At 68.2% G+C, this 15,110-nt stretch carries 16 protein-coding genes; 12 read left to right on the top strand and 4 right to left on the bottom strand.

Going from position 1 to position 15,110, the window contains the following annotated elements:
• Positions 1 to 6 precede the first annotated feature (6 nt).
• Entirely contained in the window at positions 7 to 339 is a 333-nt protein-coding gene (locus tag QR64_RS12185) for a DUF202 domain-containing protein (RefSeq protein ID WP_006552269.1), read from the top strand.
• Here the strand turns inward: QR64_RS12185 and QR64_RS12180 are convergent.
• Positions 326 to 1,351 carry a YeiH family protein gene (locus QR64_RS12180; RefSeq protein WP_006552268.1) on the bottom strand — a complete coding sequence of 342 codons (1,026 nt, stop codon included), beginning with the start codon at positions 1,349 to 1,351 and terminating at the stop codon, positions 326 to 328. The genes QR64_RS12185 and QR64_RS12180 overlap by 14 nt on opposite strands.
• Before the next feature lie 101 nt (positions 1,352 to 1,452).
• Here QR64_RS12180 and QR64_RS12175 point away from each other — a divergent pair, with 101 nt between their 5' ends.
• Positions 1,453 to 2,346, top strand: coding sequence for a LysR family transcriptional regulator (locus tag QR64_RS12175; RefSeq protein ID WP_019291245.1), 894 nt, complete (start codon positions 1,453 to 1,455; stop codon positions 2,344 to 2,346).
• Positions 2,347 to 2,369: 23 nt separating this feature from the next.
• Here QR64_RS12175 and QR64_RS12170 read toward each other — a convergent pair whose 3' ends face one another.
• The gene (locus tag QR64_RS12170) at positions 2,370 to 3,233 is read right to left on the bottom strand and encodes an EamA family transporter (protein WP_039585621.1); all 864 of its coding nucleotides are present in this window, start codon (positions 3,231 to 3,233) and stop codon (positions 2,370 to 2,372) included.
• A gap of 94 nt (positions 3,234 to 3,327) precedes the next feature.
• Between QR64_RS12170 and QR64_RS12165 the strand changes: the two genes are divergently transcribed.
• The 3 genes from QR64_RS12165 to QR64_RS12155 all read left to right on the top strand — a co-directional run bounded on the left by QR64_RS12165 (position 3,328) and on the right by QR64_RS12155 (position 6,587).
• Positions 3,328 to 4,122, top strand: coding sequence for a TIGR03084 family metal-binding protein (locus QR64_RS12165; RefSeq protein ID WP_039585357.1), 795 nt, complete (start codon positions 3,328 to 3,330; stop codon positions 4,120 to 4,122).
• A gap of 88 nt (positions 4,123 to 4,210) precedes the next feature.
• Entirely contained in the window at positions 4,211 to 5,359 is a 1,149-nt protein-coding gene (locus QR64_RS12160; RefSeq protein ID WP_037218035.1) for an acyl-CoA dehydrogenase family protein, read from the top strand.
• A 67-nt stretch (positions 5,360 to 5,426) separates the two neighbouring features.
• Positions 5,427 to 6,587 carry an acyl-CoA dehydrogenase family protein gene (locus tag QR64_RS12155; RefSeq protein WP_006552263.1) on the top strand — a complete coding sequence of 387 codons (1,161 nt, stop codon included), beginning with the start codon at positions 5,427 to 5,429 and terminating at the stop codon, positions 6,585 to 6,587.
• On the opposite strand, the gene QR64_RS12150 is transcribed toward QR64_RS12155, so the two are convergent.
• A complete protein-coding gene (locus QR64_RS12150) occupies positions 6,584 to 7,243 on the bottom strand; it encodes a TetR/AcrR family transcriptional regulator (protein ID WP_019291248.1) in 660 nt (219 codons plus the stop codon). The genes QR64_RS12155 and QR64_RS12150 overlap by 4 nt on opposite strands.
• Before the next feature lie 162 nt (positions 7,244 to 7,405).
• Here QR64_RS12150 and QR64_RS12145 point away from each other — a divergent pair, with 162 nt between their 5' ends.
• From QR64_RS12145 to tuf, 7 genes are all read left to right on the top strand, one after another.
• Positions 7,406 to 8,035 carry a TetR/AcrR family transcriptional regulator gene (locus QR64_RS12145; RefSeq protein ID WP_019291249.1) on the top strand — a complete coding sequence of 210 codons (630 nt, stop codon included), beginning with the start codon at positions 7,406 to 7,408 and terminating at the stop codon, positions 8,033 to 8,035.
• A 10-nt stretch (positions 8,036 to 8,045) separates the two neighbouring features.
• Positions 8,046 to 8,597: a DUF3558 domain-containing protein gene (locus QR64_RS12140; protein WP_051121622.1), complete on the top strand. Its 552-nt coding sequence runs from the start codon at positions 8,046 to 8,048 to the stop codon at positions 8,595 to 8,597.
• Positions 8,594 to 9,127 (top strand): DUF3558 domain-containing protein, encoded by a 534-nt coding sequence (locus QR64_RS12135; protein WP_006552259.1) that lies wholly within the window; start codon positions 8,594 to 8,596, stop codon positions 9,125 to 9,127. Before QR64_RS12140 ends, QR64_RS12135 begins: the two co-directional genes overlap by 4 nt.
• Positions 9,128 to 9,451: 324 nt before the next feature.
• Entirely contained in the window at positions 9,452 to 9,826 is a 375-nt protein-coding gene (gene rpsL, locus QR64_RS12130) for a 30S ribosomal protein S12 (RefSeq protein ID WP_006552258.1), read from the top strand.
• Positions 9,826 to 10,296 carry a 30S ribosomal protein S7 gene (gene rpsG, locus QR64_RS12125; protein WP_006552257.1) on the top strand — a complete coding sequence of 157 codons (471 nt, stop codon included), beginning with the start codon at positions 9,826 to 9,828 and terminating at the stop codon, positions 10,294 to 10,296. Before rpsL ends, rpsG begins: the two co-directional genes overlap by 1 nt.
• Positions 10,297 to 10,442: 146 nt before the next feature.
• Positions 10,443 to 12,545, top strand: a complete 2,103-nt coding sequence (gene fusA, locus QR64_RS12120) for an elongation factor G (protein ID WP_039585355.1) — start codon at positions 10,443 to 10,445, stop codon at positions 12,543 to 12,545.
• Positions 12,546 to 12,637: 92 nt separating this feature from the next.
• Positions 12,638 to 13,828: an elongation factor Tu gene (gene tuf, locus QR64_RS12115; RefSeq protein WP_006552255.1), complete on the top strand. Its 1,191-nt coding sequence runs from the start codon at positions 12,638 to 12,640 to the stop codon at positions 13,826 to 13,828.
• A 101-nt stretch (positions 13,829 to 13,929) separates the two neighbouring features.
• Here the strand turns inward: tuf and QR64_RS12110 are convergent, their stop codons facing one another.
• Positions 13,930 to 15,093 (bottom strand): serine hydrolase domain-containing protein, encoded by a 1,164-nt coding sequence (locus tag QR64_RS12110; RefSeq protein ID WP_039585353.1) that lies wholly within the window; start codon positions 15,091 to 15,093, stop codon positions 13,930 to 13,932.
• Positions 15,094 to 15,110: the final 17 nt, after the last annotated feature.

Genomic DNA, 15,110 nt, shown 5'->3' with positions numbered 1-15,110 from the left:
CGCACCGTGAGCCGGGACGATCTGCGGCACGGCGACGTCGGTCTGCAGCCCGAACGGACGAGTCTGGCGTGGCTGCGCACCGCCTCGGTGCTCGGTGCGGTGGTGCTCGGATTCATGCGGTTCGTGCCGGGCCCGGGTGCCGTGGTCGCGTCGATCGGCCTGATCTGCCTCGTGCCCGTGCTGGCGGTGCTGCTCGCCTCCCGGATCGGTCACCGCGCGCGAGTGCGCGGTCTGGTCGCGGGTCGCGCGCCCTATTTCTGGTGGCGCAACGTCGCGGTCTCCGCCACGGTCGTGGTGCTCGCGATCTCGTCGGCCGTCCTGATCGTCACCGCCCGCTGAGTGACAACACGCCGATCAGGGCTATCGCCGCGACCCAGACGGTCGCCGCTGCCGCGAGCGCGATCGGACGCCATCCGACGCCGCGGAGCACTTCCCGGCGCACCCCCGCGCCCAGGGCGAACATCGCGACGGTCAGCAGCGTGCGCTGCACCGTCCCCGCAGCCTCCACCACGATCGGATCGAGCAGTCCGGTCGAGCGCAGTGCGACGCACGCGAGGAAACCCAGCAGGAAGACCGGCACGATCGGGGGAGTGCGCTCGTCGCGGCGGTCCTCACCGCGCCGCCGAGCGACGACCCCGACGACCGCCACGACCGGGGCCAGCAGTGCCACCCGTGCGAGCTTGACCGTCACCGCCGCGGCGAGCACCCCACCGGCGGTGGCCTCGAGGGCGGTGCCGGTCGCGACCACCTGGGCGACCTCGTGGATCGCCGCACCCGCCCACAGACCGGCGGTCCCGGGAGTCAGCCCGAGCATCCCGGCGGCGAGCGGAACGAGCGGGATCATCGCGGTGCCGAAGACGACCACCAATGCGACGGTGGTGACGAGTTCGCGTTTGCGCGAATCGATCACACCGTCGACCGCCGCCGCGGCCGCGGCTCCGCAGATCGAGAAACCGCACGCGATGAGCAGGCGCTGGGTCCAGCCCACCCCGAGCCACCGGCCGAAGGCGAGCGACCCGCCGATACCCGCGACGACGACGGTCGCCGCGACGACCGCTGTGCCCCACCCGAGGTCGACGAGATCGGAGACCGCGAGCTGCACGCCGAGAAGAGCGACGCCCACTCGGAGGAGACGCTTCGACGCCGTACCCAGGCCCGGCTCCAGAAGGCCGACCACCGGTGCGGGCAGCCCGATATTCGCCACGACCACACCCAGGACGATCGCGACGAGCAACGGGCTCGTCCCGGGGATCAGGTGCGCCGCTCCCAGTGCGACGACCGCGCCCGCCGCGGCCACGAGGAGACCCGGGACGACGGTGGGCCGGGACACGGGCGCGTGGACGGTGAGCATGCCTCGACTCTTCCGCCGCAGCGGTGTCCGCACCAGCCGTCGATCGGACATGAGCTCATATCGAATGGATATGAGTGGCGAGTGCGGCATATCGTTCGTGCATGACCAGCTGGCCGGATCTCGTCGCTCTGGAACTGCTCGTCGGGGTCGACGACCGGGGCGGGCTCGGCGCCGCGGCCCGCGCGGCCGGTCTCGCCCAACCCAACGCGACCCGCATGCTGCGCCGACTCGAACGGCAACTCGGCGCGGTCCTCGTGCGGCGGGGCCGCACGGGTTCGGTGCTCACCCCGGAGGGCACGGTGGTCGCGCACTGGGCGCGGGAGGTCCTGGCCGACGCGGAACGCCTCCTCGACGCCGCTGCAGCACTGCGCGTCGAACAGCAACCCGAACTGGTGGTCGCGGCGTCGATGACGGTCGCCGAACACCTCATCCCGCGGTGGCTCGGCGCCTTCCGCACGCTCCGCGACGACGTCCAGATCCAGTTGCAGGTCCACAACTCGATGCGGGTGTGTGACGTCGTCGCCGAGGGCGGATGCGACGTCGGGTTCGTCGAGGGGCCGACGGTTCCGGAGGGACTGCACAGTGTCGCGGTGGCACGCGACCGCCTGGTCGTGGTCGTCCCGCCGCAGCATCCGTGGGCACGGCGGCGGCGCCCGCTCACCGTGGCCGAATTCGCGGCGACACCACTGGTCGTCCGCGAGGAGGGGTCCGGTACCCGCCGCACCCTCGACCTCGCGTTGCAGGAGTACGACCGGGCCGCACCGCTGCTCGAACTCGGGAGCGGAGCCGCGGTCCGCACGAGTGTGCTCGGGGGCACGGGCCCGGCGGTGCTGAGCACCCTGGCGGTGGAGGAGTATCTGGACTCCGGCCGGCTCGTCGCGGTCGCGGTGGACGGACTCGACCTGCAGCGTGTGCTCCGCGCGGTCTGGAGGCCGCCGCGGGTGTTGTCCGGTCCGGCGGGGGAGTTGGTCCGACTGATCACCCGTACCCGCTGACCTGGCTTACATCCGGCGCCGGATCACGCGCGCGAGTGCTGCAACGCACCAGCCCCCGCGACCACCACGAGTGCGATACCCGCGAGGGCGAGAGGTTCGACGACCTGCCCCAGCACCAGAGCGCCGGCGAGCGCTGCGGCGGCGGGTTCGAGCGCGATGAGGATCGCGAACACCTTCTTCGGCAGGTCGCGCAGGGCACGGATCTCGAGGGTGTACGGGATCGCCGACGACAGCAGCGCCACGGCGAGTCCTGCGAGCACGAGGCCGGGCCGGAGGAGCTCGGTGCCGGCCGTCGCCGCGCCGAACGGCAGGACGACGACGGCCGCGATCGTCGTCGCCCCGGCCAGCCCCGCCGATCCGGGCAGGGTCGTCGCCACACGTGAGCCCGCCACGATGTACCAGGCCCACCCCGATGCGGCGACCAGCGCGAAGGCGACTCCGAGCGGATCGGGACCGGTGGACAGCCCGGCACCGTCGCCGACGCCGAGCAGGACCACCCCGCCCAGCGCGAGCACCACCCACAGGGCGTCGCGCATACGTCGGGACAGGATCGCGGCCAGCCCGAGAGGGCCGAGGAACTCGATGGTGACGGTCGCGGCGAGCGGCAGTCGCGTCAACGCTCCGTAGAACGCCGTGTTCATCAGCGCGAGACTCGCGCCCAGTGTCACCACCGCCCGCCACTGTTCCGGTGTCCACGTCCACGGCCGGGGCCGGGTGAACGCGCAGAGGATCACGGCGGCGAACAGCAGGCGCAGGGTCACCGTGCCGAGAGCACCAGCCCGGTCGAACAGGGTCGCGGCGAAGGCCGCCCCGAACTGCATCGACAGCACCGCGGTGAGGACCGCGACGACAGGGCCGACGGTGTGCGTGCGGGAATCGTCGACCATCTCGTCAGTCTGTCCGACGAGCACGAACGACGCCTGCCGCAAAAAACAATCACACGTGCTTGATTTTGGGGCTGTGGCGTGTGACGCTTGCCGCATGTCCGATCTGTACATCGTGCTCGACGATCTCCGCGCGGAGGGCGACGATCTCGACGCTCTCGTCGCGACCCTGCCCGACGAGAGTTGGGCACTGCCCACCCCGGCGGAGGGCTGGACCATCGCTCACCAGATCGGTCACCTGTTGTGGACCGACCGGGCGGCGCTCACCGCCGTGCGCGACCCGGACGCCTTCGTGAAGATGGTCGAAGCGGCATTCGGCGACCCGCTGGGATTCGTCGACATCGGTGCCGAGGAACAGGCGGGGCGGCCGCCCGCGGAGTTGCTCGCCGACTGGCGCGACACCCGCCGCGAACTCGCCGACGCGCTCGCCGAACTCCCGCGGGGTACGAAGATCCTGTGGTTCGGACCGCCGATGTCGCCGGCGTCGATGGCGACCGCGCGGCTCATGGAGACCTGGGCGCACGGGGGTGACGTCGCCGACGCCCTCGGTGTCACCCGCACGCCCACCGCGCGCCTGAAGAACGTCGCGCACCTGGGGGTGCGGACGCGCGACTTCGCGTACGTCATCCGCGACCGGAAGCCCCCGGCCGAGCCGTTCCGCGTCGTGCTTACCGCCCCCGACGGGGACAGCTGGGAATGGGGTCCGGAGGACGCCGCGCAGTCGGTCACCGGCCCGGCCCTGGACTTCTGCCTGCTCGTCACCCAGCGCATCCACCGCGACGACACCGCCCTCGTCGCCGACGGCCCGGACGCGGAGGAATGGCTCGGCCTCGCGCAGGCCTTCGCCGGTGCCCCCGGCGCCGGGCGCGAGCCCGGCTCGTCCGCCACCTGAGACCGCCCGCCCCACAGTCGAGACACCTCCGGCCGAAACATCTTCGACCGAAACACCATCCTCGACCGAAAACACCATCGGAGACACCGTGAGCATGTGGACCACCCCCGAGCGTCTCGCCCTCCGCGAGACCGTCACCGGTTTCGTGAAGCGTGAGATCCTGCCCCACCTCGACGACTGGGAGCGCGCCGGCGAACTGCCCCGCGAACTGCACGTCGAGGCCGCGAAGATCGGCCTGCTCGGCGCCGGATTCCCCGAGGAGGTCGGCGGTTCCGGTGGCGACGGCGCCGACACGCTCACCGTGTGCGAGGCGTTCCACGAGGCGGGGGCCTCGGGCGGCGCGTTCGCATCACTGTTCACGTGCGGCATCGCCCTGCCGCACCTCATCGCGGCCGGCGATCCCGATCAGATCGACAAGTGGGTACGGCCCACTCTCGCAGGCGAACTCGTCGGGTCCCTCGCGATCACCGAACCGGGCGGCGGATCGGACGTCGGTCATCTGACCACCACCGCGGTGCGCGACGGCGACCACTACGTCGTCAACGGCGCGAAGACCTACATCACCTCGGGATGCCGCGCCGACTTCGTGGTCACCGCCGTCCGCACCGGAGGTCCCGGCGCCGGGGGAGTCTCGTTGCTCGTGATCGAGAAGGGCACAACGGGTTTCACCGTCTCCCGCAAGCTCGACAAGATGGGATGGCGCGCGTCGGACACCGCCGAGTTGTCCTTCGCCGACGTCCGCGTACCGGTCACCAACCTCGTCGGCGCGGAGAACACCGGATTCTGGCAGATCGCACAGGGTTTCGTCTCCGAGCGGATCGCCCTCGCCGCCCAGGCCTATTCGGGTGCGCAGCGGTGCCTGGACCTGACCGTCGCGTGGTGCCGCGACCGCGAGACCTTCGGCCGGCCGCTGATCACCCGCCAGGCCGTGCAGCGCACCCTGTCCGAGATGGCGCGTCGCGTCGACGTCGCGCGCGTCTACACGCGGCACGTCACCGAGCGCGCCGTGGCGGGAGAGACCGACCTGATCGCCGAGGTGTGTTTCGCGAAGAACACCGCGGTCGAGGCCGGCGAATGGGTCGCCGACCAGGCGGTTCAGTTGTTCGGCGGCCTCGGGTACATGGCCGAATCGGAGGTCGAACGGCAGTACCGCGACATGCGCATCCTCGGCATCGGTGGTGGCACCACAGAGATCCTCACCGAACTCGCCGCCAAGCGGCTGGGTTACGGCGCCTGACCCACCTGTTCCCTCATGCGACCGTCCACGGCCGCGCGTCCTCTCACCCGACCCGGAAGGCATCCCCGTGAGCATCATCGAGACCGAAGAACAGAAGGAACTACGCGCTGCGGTGGCGGCTCTGGCCGAGCGCTACAACTACGTCGACTACGTACTTCCCAAGTCGCGCGCGCACGAGCCGCTCACCGAATTGTGGGCGGAGGCGGCCAAGCTCGGCTTCCTCGGCGTGAACCTTCCGGAGCAGTACGGAGGCGGCGGCGCCGGCATCTACGAACTCGCGCTGGTGCAGGAGGAGCTCTCCGCGAAGGGCGCCGGGCTGCTGCTCGTCGTGGTTTCACCGGCGATCTGCGGCACCATCATCTCCAAGTACGGCACCGACGCTCAGAAGCAGGAATGGCTGCCCGGCCTCGCCGACGGCTCTTGCATCATGGCCTTCGGCATCACCGAGGCCGACGCCGGATCCAACTCGCACAACATCACCACGATCGCGCGCCGCGACGGTGACGACTGGATCCTCTCCGGCAGCAAGGTCTACATCTCCGGTGTCGACCAGGCCGACGCCGTGCTCGTCGTCTCCCGCACCGAGGACGCGAAGACCGGCAAGCTCCGTCCGGCCCTGTTCATCGTGCCGACCGATGCCCCGGGCTTCACGAAGACGCCCATGGAGATGGACATCCTCGAGCCGGACTACCAGTTCTCCCTGTTCTTCGACGACGTCCGACTTCCCGCCGACGCACTCGTCGGTGAGCCGGAGGCCGCGCTCATGCAGCTGTTCGCCGGACTGAACCCCGAACGGATCATGGGCGCGGCGATGGCAGTGGGTATGGGCCGGTACGCCCTCGACGCCGCGGTGCGCTACGCCAACGAGCGGACCGTCTGGAAGCAGCCCATCGGTGCGCACCAGGGCATCGCGCACCCGCTGGCGCAGCGCCGGATCGAGCTCGAACTCGCCAAGCTCATGATGCAGAAGGCCGCCGTCCTCTACGACAGCGGCGACGACTTCGGGGCCGCCGAGGCCGCGAACATGGCCAAGTACGCCGCGGGTGAGGCTGCGATCGCCTCGCTGGACCAGGCGATCCAGACCCACGGCGGTGCCGGCCTCACTCGGGAGTACGGCCTCGCGGCGATGCTCGGCGCCGCGCGCATCGCACGCGTGGCGCCGGTCAGCCGGGAGATGATCCTCAACTTCGTGGCCCAGCACTCGCTGGGCCTGCCGAAGTCGTACTAGGCCGACGCTTCCGAGTCGGATGCTTCCGGGTTCGAGGTTTCGGGGTTCGACACCGCGAACCCGGAGGTTCCGATGTTCGGCGGGAAGGAATCCGGCGGGAAGAGACCGGTCGCCTCCTCCGCTGGGAGCAGCGTCCCCAGCAGATAGGCGAGGGACCACCGCAACGAGCTCACGTCCTGCAGCGGCACGGTCTGCTGGTAGCCCACGAGCGTGTACAGGGCCAGCCGCGCGAACCGCTCGGCCTGGTCCCTCGAACCGAGGTACTGGGCCACCGCTTCGGCCACCACCGCGTACCGCAGGTCGTCGACCTCGCTCTGCACCTCGTGGACGCCGGAGTCGCTGTGCGACCAACCGCGGATGGCGGACTCGGCGGAGTGGGGGAGGCTGCACGCGAATTCGACGAGCAACCGGAGCCGCCGGGTCATCGAACCCTCGAGGCGCGCCGCGGCGGCGAGCTGGAGCGTCTGGCTCTCGAGCCAGTGCTGGAGGAATTCGGTCTTGAACTGCGCCCAGCTCTCGAAATAGTTGTAGAACGAGCCGGTCGTCACCTCGAGGTGACTGCACAACCGTGCCTGCTTGAGTCCGGCATGGTCGTTGGTGGCCAGGATGGCCAGCGCGGCGTCGAAGTAGTCCTCGCGCCTGACGGTGGTCGCCACGTGGTGCTCCCCTTTCCCCCCGACCTGTTATACGAGTGTACGGATGATGACCTTTGCGTACGGTCTCGGGGTCGCACGAATACCCGTTCGGCGGAAGATCAGTCGTGACGGAACGGTCGTGACCACGGGGTCGTGACAGGACAGGCAGGAACAGGAGTCCCGATGGCGCGAGAACCGAAGCAGGACCGCAGCCGCGCCACGCGGCGGCGACTGCTCGAGGCGACGATCGACTGCCTCGTCGAATCCGGTTGGGCCGCAACCACGGTGAGTGTGGTCGCCGAGCGGGCAGGAGTGTCGCGCGGGGCCGCCCAGCATCACTTCCCGACCCGGGAGGATCTCATCACCGCATCGCTCGAGTTCATGTTCGACAGTCGCATCGAGCGGGTCCGCACCGAACCGTTCGACGTGCCCGAGGGCGTCGGCCGCACGGAGGCGGTGGTCGAGCGCATCGTCGACCAATGCACCGGCAACATGTTCAAGGCCGCCCTGCAGGTGTGGACGGCCGCGGCGGCCGATCCGGCTCTGCGCGAGATGCTCCTGCCGCTCGAGGAGAAGTTCGGCCGTGTCTCGCACGCGGTGGCCGTCGAGCAGCTCGGTGCCGACGACACCGACCCGGTCGTGCACCGGACGGTGCAGGCGACCCTGGATCTCGCGCGCGGCCTCGGCCTGGCCGACGTGCTGACGGACGACTCGGCCCGCCGGCGGGAGATCGTCCGTCACTGGGCCGCGCAGCTCGACGAGGTGCTCCGGGAGTCCTCGAGTCGTCGCACACAGGTGGGCCCGGCTCGGTAGTCTTCCCGCCATGCCTCTCCCGCGCATCGGAAGGACGGCGGCTGCCGTGGCGACGGTCGGTCTCATGGGTCTCGGTGCGGCGGCGTGCGGGAACTCCGACGACGCCGGACAGGTCGAGACCTCGCCGACCGCGTCTGTCACCGACCCCGGCCCGCTGTTCGACGAGTGCGGCGCGATGTCCGACGACGAGGTGGCGGCGGCTTTCGGTCTCGGCAGTTTCACGACGGTGACGCGCAACTCGGTGGGCTGCGAGTGGGAGATCTACGTCGGCGGCCCCAGCGTGAGCTTCTCGTGGTACCGGGGAAGTCCCATCGGCCGCGAACGCGCCGGCTCCGATCTCATCGGCCGGCCCGCCGCCGACGTCGAGATCGGGGGACGGTCGGGTTTCATGGGGTCCTATCAGAACGAGCTGGGGCAGACGACGCTGTGCGAGATCGGCGTGGAGTTCGGCGGCGACTTCGTCCACTGGTCGGTCTCGTACTCGAACCTCACGCCCGTGGCCGACGCCTGCGTCGTCGCTCGCGGACTGGCCACCACGAGTGTGGAAAGGGTGCAGAAGTGAACGCCCGCCGCTGGGGTGCCGCACTCGCGACCGTCCTCACGACGGGTGCTCTGCTCACCGGATGTACCCGCACCATCGAGGGGCGGGCCGTCCCGGAGGGGATCGGCGGCGGCACGGGCGCCGAGTTCACCCGGCTGCTCACCGAGTGCGATGCGGTCGCCGACGAGAAGATCGCCGAGGCCGTGGGCGCGGACTACGTCTATCGCGGGTTCTTCGGTGCGATCTGCCGCTGGGACGGCGAGGGGCCCACTGGAGTAGTGAAGGTCACCTTCAACTGGTTCGAGACCGGTTCCCTCGACCACGAACGCGCCGCCGCCGAGGGGCTCGGCTACGAGATCGAGAACACGACCATCGAGGGCCGGCGGGCACTGCAGATGCGCCGACCCGGCGATCCGCTGTCGTGCGGGGTCAGTTCCGGGGCGTCGACGACCGGCATCTTCGGCTGGTGGGTGCAGTACACCTCCGGGGGAGCGGACCCGTGTGAAGCTGCTGCTACGTTGGCCCGGCTCACACTGAACCTCAGCAGTTGACGGTGTGTGCGGATCCTCGGGAGGGTGCGCGCTCCTCACTTTGACCTCATGCGCGCACGCCGGGTATCGTTGTGGGTCGTGTCCGGCATGCCCGGGCCGGTCTGTGTGCCTATGCGAGGTAGTGCCGTGCGCGTGGTCTGTAGATATCTGCAGGAACGAGCCCCCGGCTGCCTGTGTGGGGGTACGCGACACACCCGACCTCGTGTGCACGCGAGGGGCGAGTGCGGGGCAGCAGCTTTCTTGCCCCAACCGATGGATCCCTAATTTCAGAACAGCCGAGGTTGCTCGAAGTGAGCAGCTTCAGACAACGAAGAAAGCCGGTTAATGCCAACCATCAATCAGCTGGTCCGCAAGGGCCGCCGCGACAAGGCCGCCAAGGTCAAGAGCGCGGCGCTCAAGGGCAGCCCCCAGCGTCGCGGTGTGTGCACTCGCGTGTACACCACCACCCCGAAGAAGCCGAACTCGGCTCTCCGTAAGGTCGCCCGTGTGCGCCTGACCTCCCAGGTCGAGGTCACCGCCTACATCCCCGGTGAGGGCCACAACCTCCAGGAGCACTCGATGGTGCTCGTGCGTGGCGGTCGTGTGAAGGACCTCCCGGGTGTGCGCTACAAGATCATCCGCGGCTCGCTCGACACCCAGGGTGTCAAGAACCGCAAGCAGGCCCGCAGCCGCTACGGAGCGAAGAAGGAGAAGGGCTGATGCCACGTAAGGGTCCCGCTCCCAAGCGCCCGCTGATCGCCGATCCGGTCTACGGTTCGCCGCTGGTCACCCAGCTGGTCAACAAGATCCTGCTGGACGGCAAGAAGTCCACCGCCGAGCGCATCGTCTACCAGGCGCTCGAGCAGGCTCGCGAGAAGACCGGTACCGATCCGGTCGTCACCCTCAAGCGCGCGCTCGACAACGTCAAGCCCGCCCTCGAGGTCCGCAGCCGTCGCGTCGGTGGTGCCACCTACCAGGTGCCGGTCGAGGTTCGCCCCGGTCGTTCCACCACGCTCGCGCTGCGCTGGCTGGTGACGTTCTCGCGTCAGCGTCGCGAGAAGACCATGGTCGAGCGGCTCGCCAACGAGCTCCTCGACGCGAGCAACGGCCTCGGCGCCTCCGTGAAGCGCCGCGAGGACACGCACAAGATGGCTGAAGCCAACAAGGCGTTCGCGCACTACCGCTGGTGAGTCGTCGCCGACCGGGAGATGCCGTCATCACGGACCTCCCGGTCGGCTGCTCGCACAACTGTGTCGGTCCCGTAAAGGCCGGCTGACAACACAAGAACATGTGGTCCGCACCCAAGGACCGACACGAGCTACGAGCGGGGTTACCTGTGGCACAGGAAGTGCTGACCGACCTGAACAAGGTCCGCAACATCGGCATCATGGCGCACATCGATGCCGGCAAGACCACCACCACCGAGCGCATCCTCTTCTACACCGGTGTCAACTACAAGATCGGTGAGACGCACGACGGTGCCTCGACCACCGACTGGATGGAGCAGGAGAAGGAGCGTGGTATCACCATCACCTCCGCTGCTGTGACCTGCTTCTGGAACAAGAACCAGATCAACATCATCGACACCCCCGGCCACGTCGACTTCACGGTCGAGGTCGAGCGGTCGCTGCGCGTCCTCGACGGCGCAGTCGCCGTGTTCGACGGCAAGGAGGGCGTCGAGCCCCAGTCCGAGCAGGTCTGGCGCCAGGCTGCCAAGTACGACGTTCCGCGCATCTGCTTCGTCAACAAGATGGACAAGATGGGCGCGGACTTCTACTTCACCGTGCAGACGATCATCGATCGTCTGGGCGCGAAGCCGCTCGTCCTCCAGCTCCCGATCGGTGCCGAGGATGCCTTCGACGGCGTCGTCGACCTCGTCGAGATGAAGGCCATCACCTGGCGCGGCGTCACCGAGATCGGTGCCGAGCCGACCATCGAGGAGATCCCGGCCGATCTCGCCGACAAGGCTGCCGAGTACCGCGAGAAGCTGCTCGAGACGGTCGCCGAGTCCGACGAAGAGCTCATGGAGAAGTACTTCGGCGGCGAGGAGCTCACCGTCGCCGAGATCAAGGCTGCCATCCGCAAGATGACGGTCGCCTCCGAGCTGTACCCGGTGCTGTGCGGCTCTGCCTTCAAGAACAAGGGCATCCAGCCCATGCTCGACGCGGTCATCGACTACCTCCCGAACCCGCTCGACATCGGCGACGTCATCGGCCACCAGGTCGGTAACGAAGAAGAGGAGATGCGTCGTAAGCCCTCGAAGGACGAGCCGTTCTCCGCGCTCGCTTTCAAGATCGCCGCGCACCCCTTCTTCGGCAAGCTGACCTTCGTCCGCGTGTACTCCGGCCGGATCGACTCGGGCACCCAGGTGCTCAACTCGACCAAGGGCAAGAAGGAGCGCATCGGCAAGCTGTTCCAGATGCACGCCAACAAGGAGAACCCGGTCGACGAGGCCGTGGCCGGCCACATCTACGCGATGATCGGCCTGAAGGACACCACGACCGGCGACACCCTGTGCGCGCAGGACGCCCCGATCGTGCTCGAGTCCATGACCTTCCCGGACCCGGTCATCCAGGTCTCCATCGAGCCGAAGTCGAAGGCCGACCAGGAGAAGCTGTCGACGGCCATCCAGAAGCTCGCCGAAGAGGACCCGACCTTCTCCGTCGAACTCGACGACGAGACCGGCCAGACCGTCATCGGCGGCATGGGCGAGCTCCACCTCGACATCCTCGTCGACCGCATGCGTCGCGAGTTCAAGGTCGAGGCCAACGTCGGCAAGCCGCAGGTCGCGTACCGCGAGACGATCACCAAGCCGGTCGAGAAGCTCGAGTTCACGCACAAGAAGCAGACCGGTGGCTCGGGCCAGTTCGCAAAGGTCATCATCGGCCTCTCGCCGTTCGTCGGCGAGGACGGCGCGACCTACGAGTTCGAGAACAAGGTCACCGGCGGTCGCATCCCGCGCGAGTACATCCCGTCGGTCGACGCGGGTGCCCAGGACGCCATGCAGTACGGCGTGCTCGCCGGCTACCCGCTGGTGAACCTGAAGGTCACCCTCATCGACGGTGCGTACCACGACGTCGACTCGTCCGAAATGGCGTTCAAGATCGCCGGTTCGCAGGCGCTGAAGGAAGCGGCCCGCAAGGCCGCCCCGGTGATCCTCGAGCCCCTCATGGCGGTCGAGGTCACCACGCCCGAGGACTACATGGGTGAAGTGATCGGCGACCTGAACTCCCGCCGTGGCCAGATCCAGGCCATGGAGGAACGCAGTGGTGCCCGTGTCGTGAAGGCGCTGGTTCCGCTCTCGGAGATGTTCGGTTACATCGGCGATCTGCGGTCGAAGACCCAGGGTCGTGCGAACTTCTCCATGGTGTTCGATTCCTACGCAGAGGTTCCCTCGAACGTCGCGAAGGAAATCATCGCCAAGGCGACCGGCGAGTAGCCTCCGGGTTATCCCTCGGTCACCTGCACGACCAAGTAATACAAACCGCACTGCTGCATACAGCAAGCAACAACAGTCCAGGAGGACATCCAGTGGCGAAGGCGAAGTTCGAGCGGACCAAGCCGCACGTGAACATCGGCACCATCGGTCACGTCGACCACGGCAAGACCACCACCACGGCTGCGATCACCAAGGTGCTTGCCGACAAGTTCCCCGACCTGAACGAGAGCTTCGCTTTCGATCAGATCGACAAGGCACCTGAGGAGAAGGCTCGTGGTATCACGATCAACATCTCCCACGTCGAGTACCAGACCGACAAGCGCCACTACGCGCACGTCGACGCCCCGGGTCACGCGGACTACATCAAGAACATGATCACCGGTGCCGCCCAGATGGACGGCGCGATCCTGGTCGTGGCGGCCACCGACGGCCCGATGCCCCAGACGCGTGAGCACGTGCTGCTCGCTCGCCAGGTCGGCGTTCCCTACATCCTCGTCGCCCTGAACAAGGCCGACATGGTCGACGACGAGGAAATCCTCGAGCTCGTCGAGATGGAGGTGCGCGAGCTCCTCGCTTCGCAGGAGTTCGACGAGAACGCTCCGGTCGTCCCGATCTCCGCTCTCAAGGCTCTCGAGGGCGACCCGAAGTGGGTCAAGTCGGTCGAGGACCTCATGCAGGCCGTCGACGACTCCATCCCGGACCCGGTCCGTGAGACCGACAAGCCGTTCCTCATGCCCGTCGAGGACGTCTTCACCATCACGGGTCGTGGCACCGTCGTCACCGGCCGTATCGAGCGTGGCGTGATCAACGTCAACGAAGAGGTCGAGATCGTCGGCATCCGCCCCGATTCGACCAAGACCACGGTCACCGGCATCGAGATGTTCCGCAAGCTGCTCGACCAGGGCCAGGCCGGCGACAACGTCGGTCTCCTCGTCCGCGGCATCAAGCGCGAGGACGTCGAGCGTGGCCAGGTCGTCGTCAAGCCGGGCACCACGACTCCCCACACGGAGTTCGAGGGCCAGGCCTACATCCTCAACAAGGAGGAGGGCGGCCGCCACACGCCGTTCTTCAACAACTACCGCCCGCAGTTCTACTTCCGTACCACGGACGTGACGGGCGTTGTGACCCTCCCCGAGGGCACCGAGATGGTCATGCCCGGTGACAACACCGAGATGTCCGTCAAGCTGATCCAGCCGGTCGCCATGGACGAGGGCCTCCGCTTCGCGATCCGCGAGGGTGGCCGCACCGTCGGCGCCGGTCGCGTCACGAAGATCATCAAGTAGGCACCGCCTACGGGATCATCAAGTGAGCTAGTCCTCACTGACGCTCGAACGGCGTCCACCCTCCGGGTGGGCGCCGTTCGACGTTTCTGGATCACAAGCGATCAGCCGACGATCTCCTTCAGCTGGTTTGCCACGGGGGTCACCGGTTCCTCCCCGTCGGCCGTCGGGATGTCGCTGTTCACGGCGGCGACGACCACGGCCCGGCGCTCGGGCAGATATCCCACGTAGGTGTTGAAACCGGGGAGTTCGCCCGTGTGGCCGAGCCAGCCGTTCTCGATACCGAGCCCGAGGCCGTAGGCGCGCGTGTCGGTCGCACCGGGGACGTCGAACAGGAACGAGTCGAGACGGAGCTGCTGCATCTCGGGGGAGAGGATGCCCTCGCCCGTCCCGAGGGCCGTGCCCCACAGTTCGAGGTCGTCGACGGTGGAGATCACCGCGCCGGCCGACCATCCCCACGACGGGTTCCAACCGGTCGCATCGGCCGTCTGCCCGTCCGGCTGTCCCTGTTCGGTGATCCCGTACAGGTGCGGTGACGCGATGGCCGCGTCGGTGGGCATGACGGTGTCGGCCATGCCCAGGGGCTCGAAGATGTTCGCCCGGAAGTACTCGTGCAGGCTCTGCCCGGAAACCTGCTCGACGACCAGCCCGAGCGCGATCGTGTTGGTGTTGGAGTACTCGAACCGCTCCCCGGGAGCGAAGTTCGGTGCGTCACCGCGTACGTAGTCGAGGAGTTCGTCCGGGGTCCACGGTGCCTCCGTATCGTCGAAGAGTTGCTGCTGGAATTCCTCGTCGAAGGTGTAGCTGGGGATGCCGCTCACCATCGAGGCCAGCTGACCCAGGGTGGCGACGTCGCCGTTCGGCAGGCCCGGCACATAGCGGCCGATCGGATCCTCCAGCGACAGGCGGTCGTCCTCCGCCAGTTGCAGTAGAGCGGTGATCGTCATCGTCTTCGTGATGCTGCCGATGCGGGTGTGGTCGTCCGGGCCGGGTTCCTCCGATCGATCCGCACCGATCGTGCCGGACGAACCGGTCCACTCGTATTCCGGGGTGACCACGCGCGCAACGACTCCCGGAAAGCCGACTTCCTCGCGGACGCGGTCGAGCACGTCCTGGAATTCGTCGGCGGGCGCCGCGCCGGTAGCGGTCGCATCGGTCGCGGTCGCTTCGGACGTTGCGGCGAGCGGTGATTCGCTCGAGGTGTCGTTGCCGCAGGCGGCCGCGACGGTGAGGATCACGGCGGACAACACGATCGGTAGTCGACGCACAGCACTCTCCTCGGTCG

The organism is Rhodococcus sp. Chr-9, assembly GCF_000801125.1.
Taxonomy (GTDB): Bacteria; Actinomycetota; Actinomycetes; order Mycobacteriales; family Mycobacteriaceae; genus Rhodococcus; species Rhodococcus pyridinivorans.
The sequence above is the reverse complement of the archived record's forward strand: the minus strand, read 5'-3'. Positions and strand labels throughout refer to the sequence as shown.

Coding starts and splice junctions, on each gene's coding strand:
- QR64_RS12180 (WP_006552268.1), bottom strand. CDS start 1,351: ATGCTCACCGTCCACGCGCCCGTGTCCCGGCCCACCGTCGTCCCGGGT.
- QR64_RS12175 (WP_019291245.1), top strand. CDS start 1,453: ATGACCAGCTGGCCGGATCTCGTCGCTCTGGAACTGCTCGTCGGGGTC.
- QR64_RS12170 (WP_039585621.1), bottom strand. CDS start 3,233: ATGGTCGACGATTCCCGCACGCACACCGTCGGCCCTGTCGTCGCGGTC.
- QR64_RS12165 (WP_039585357.1), top strand. CDS start 3,328: ATGTCCGATCTGTACATCGTGCTCGACGATCTCCGCGCGGAGGGCGAC.
- QR64_RS12145 (WP_019291249.1), top strand. CDS start 7,406: ATGGCGCGAGAACCGAAGCAGGACCGCAGCCGCGCCACGCGGCGGCGA.
- QR64_RS12140 (WP_051121622.1), top strand. CDS start 8,046: ATGCCTCTCCCGCGCATCGGAAGGACGGCGGCTGCCGTGGCGACGGTC.
- rpsL (WP_006552258.1), top strand. CDS start 9,452: ATGCCAACCATCAATCAGCTGGTCCGCAAGGGCCGCCGCGACAAGGCC.
- rpsG (WP_006552257.1), top strand. CDS start 9,826: ATGCCACGTAAGGGTCCCGCTCCCAAGCGCCCGCTGATCGCCGATCCG.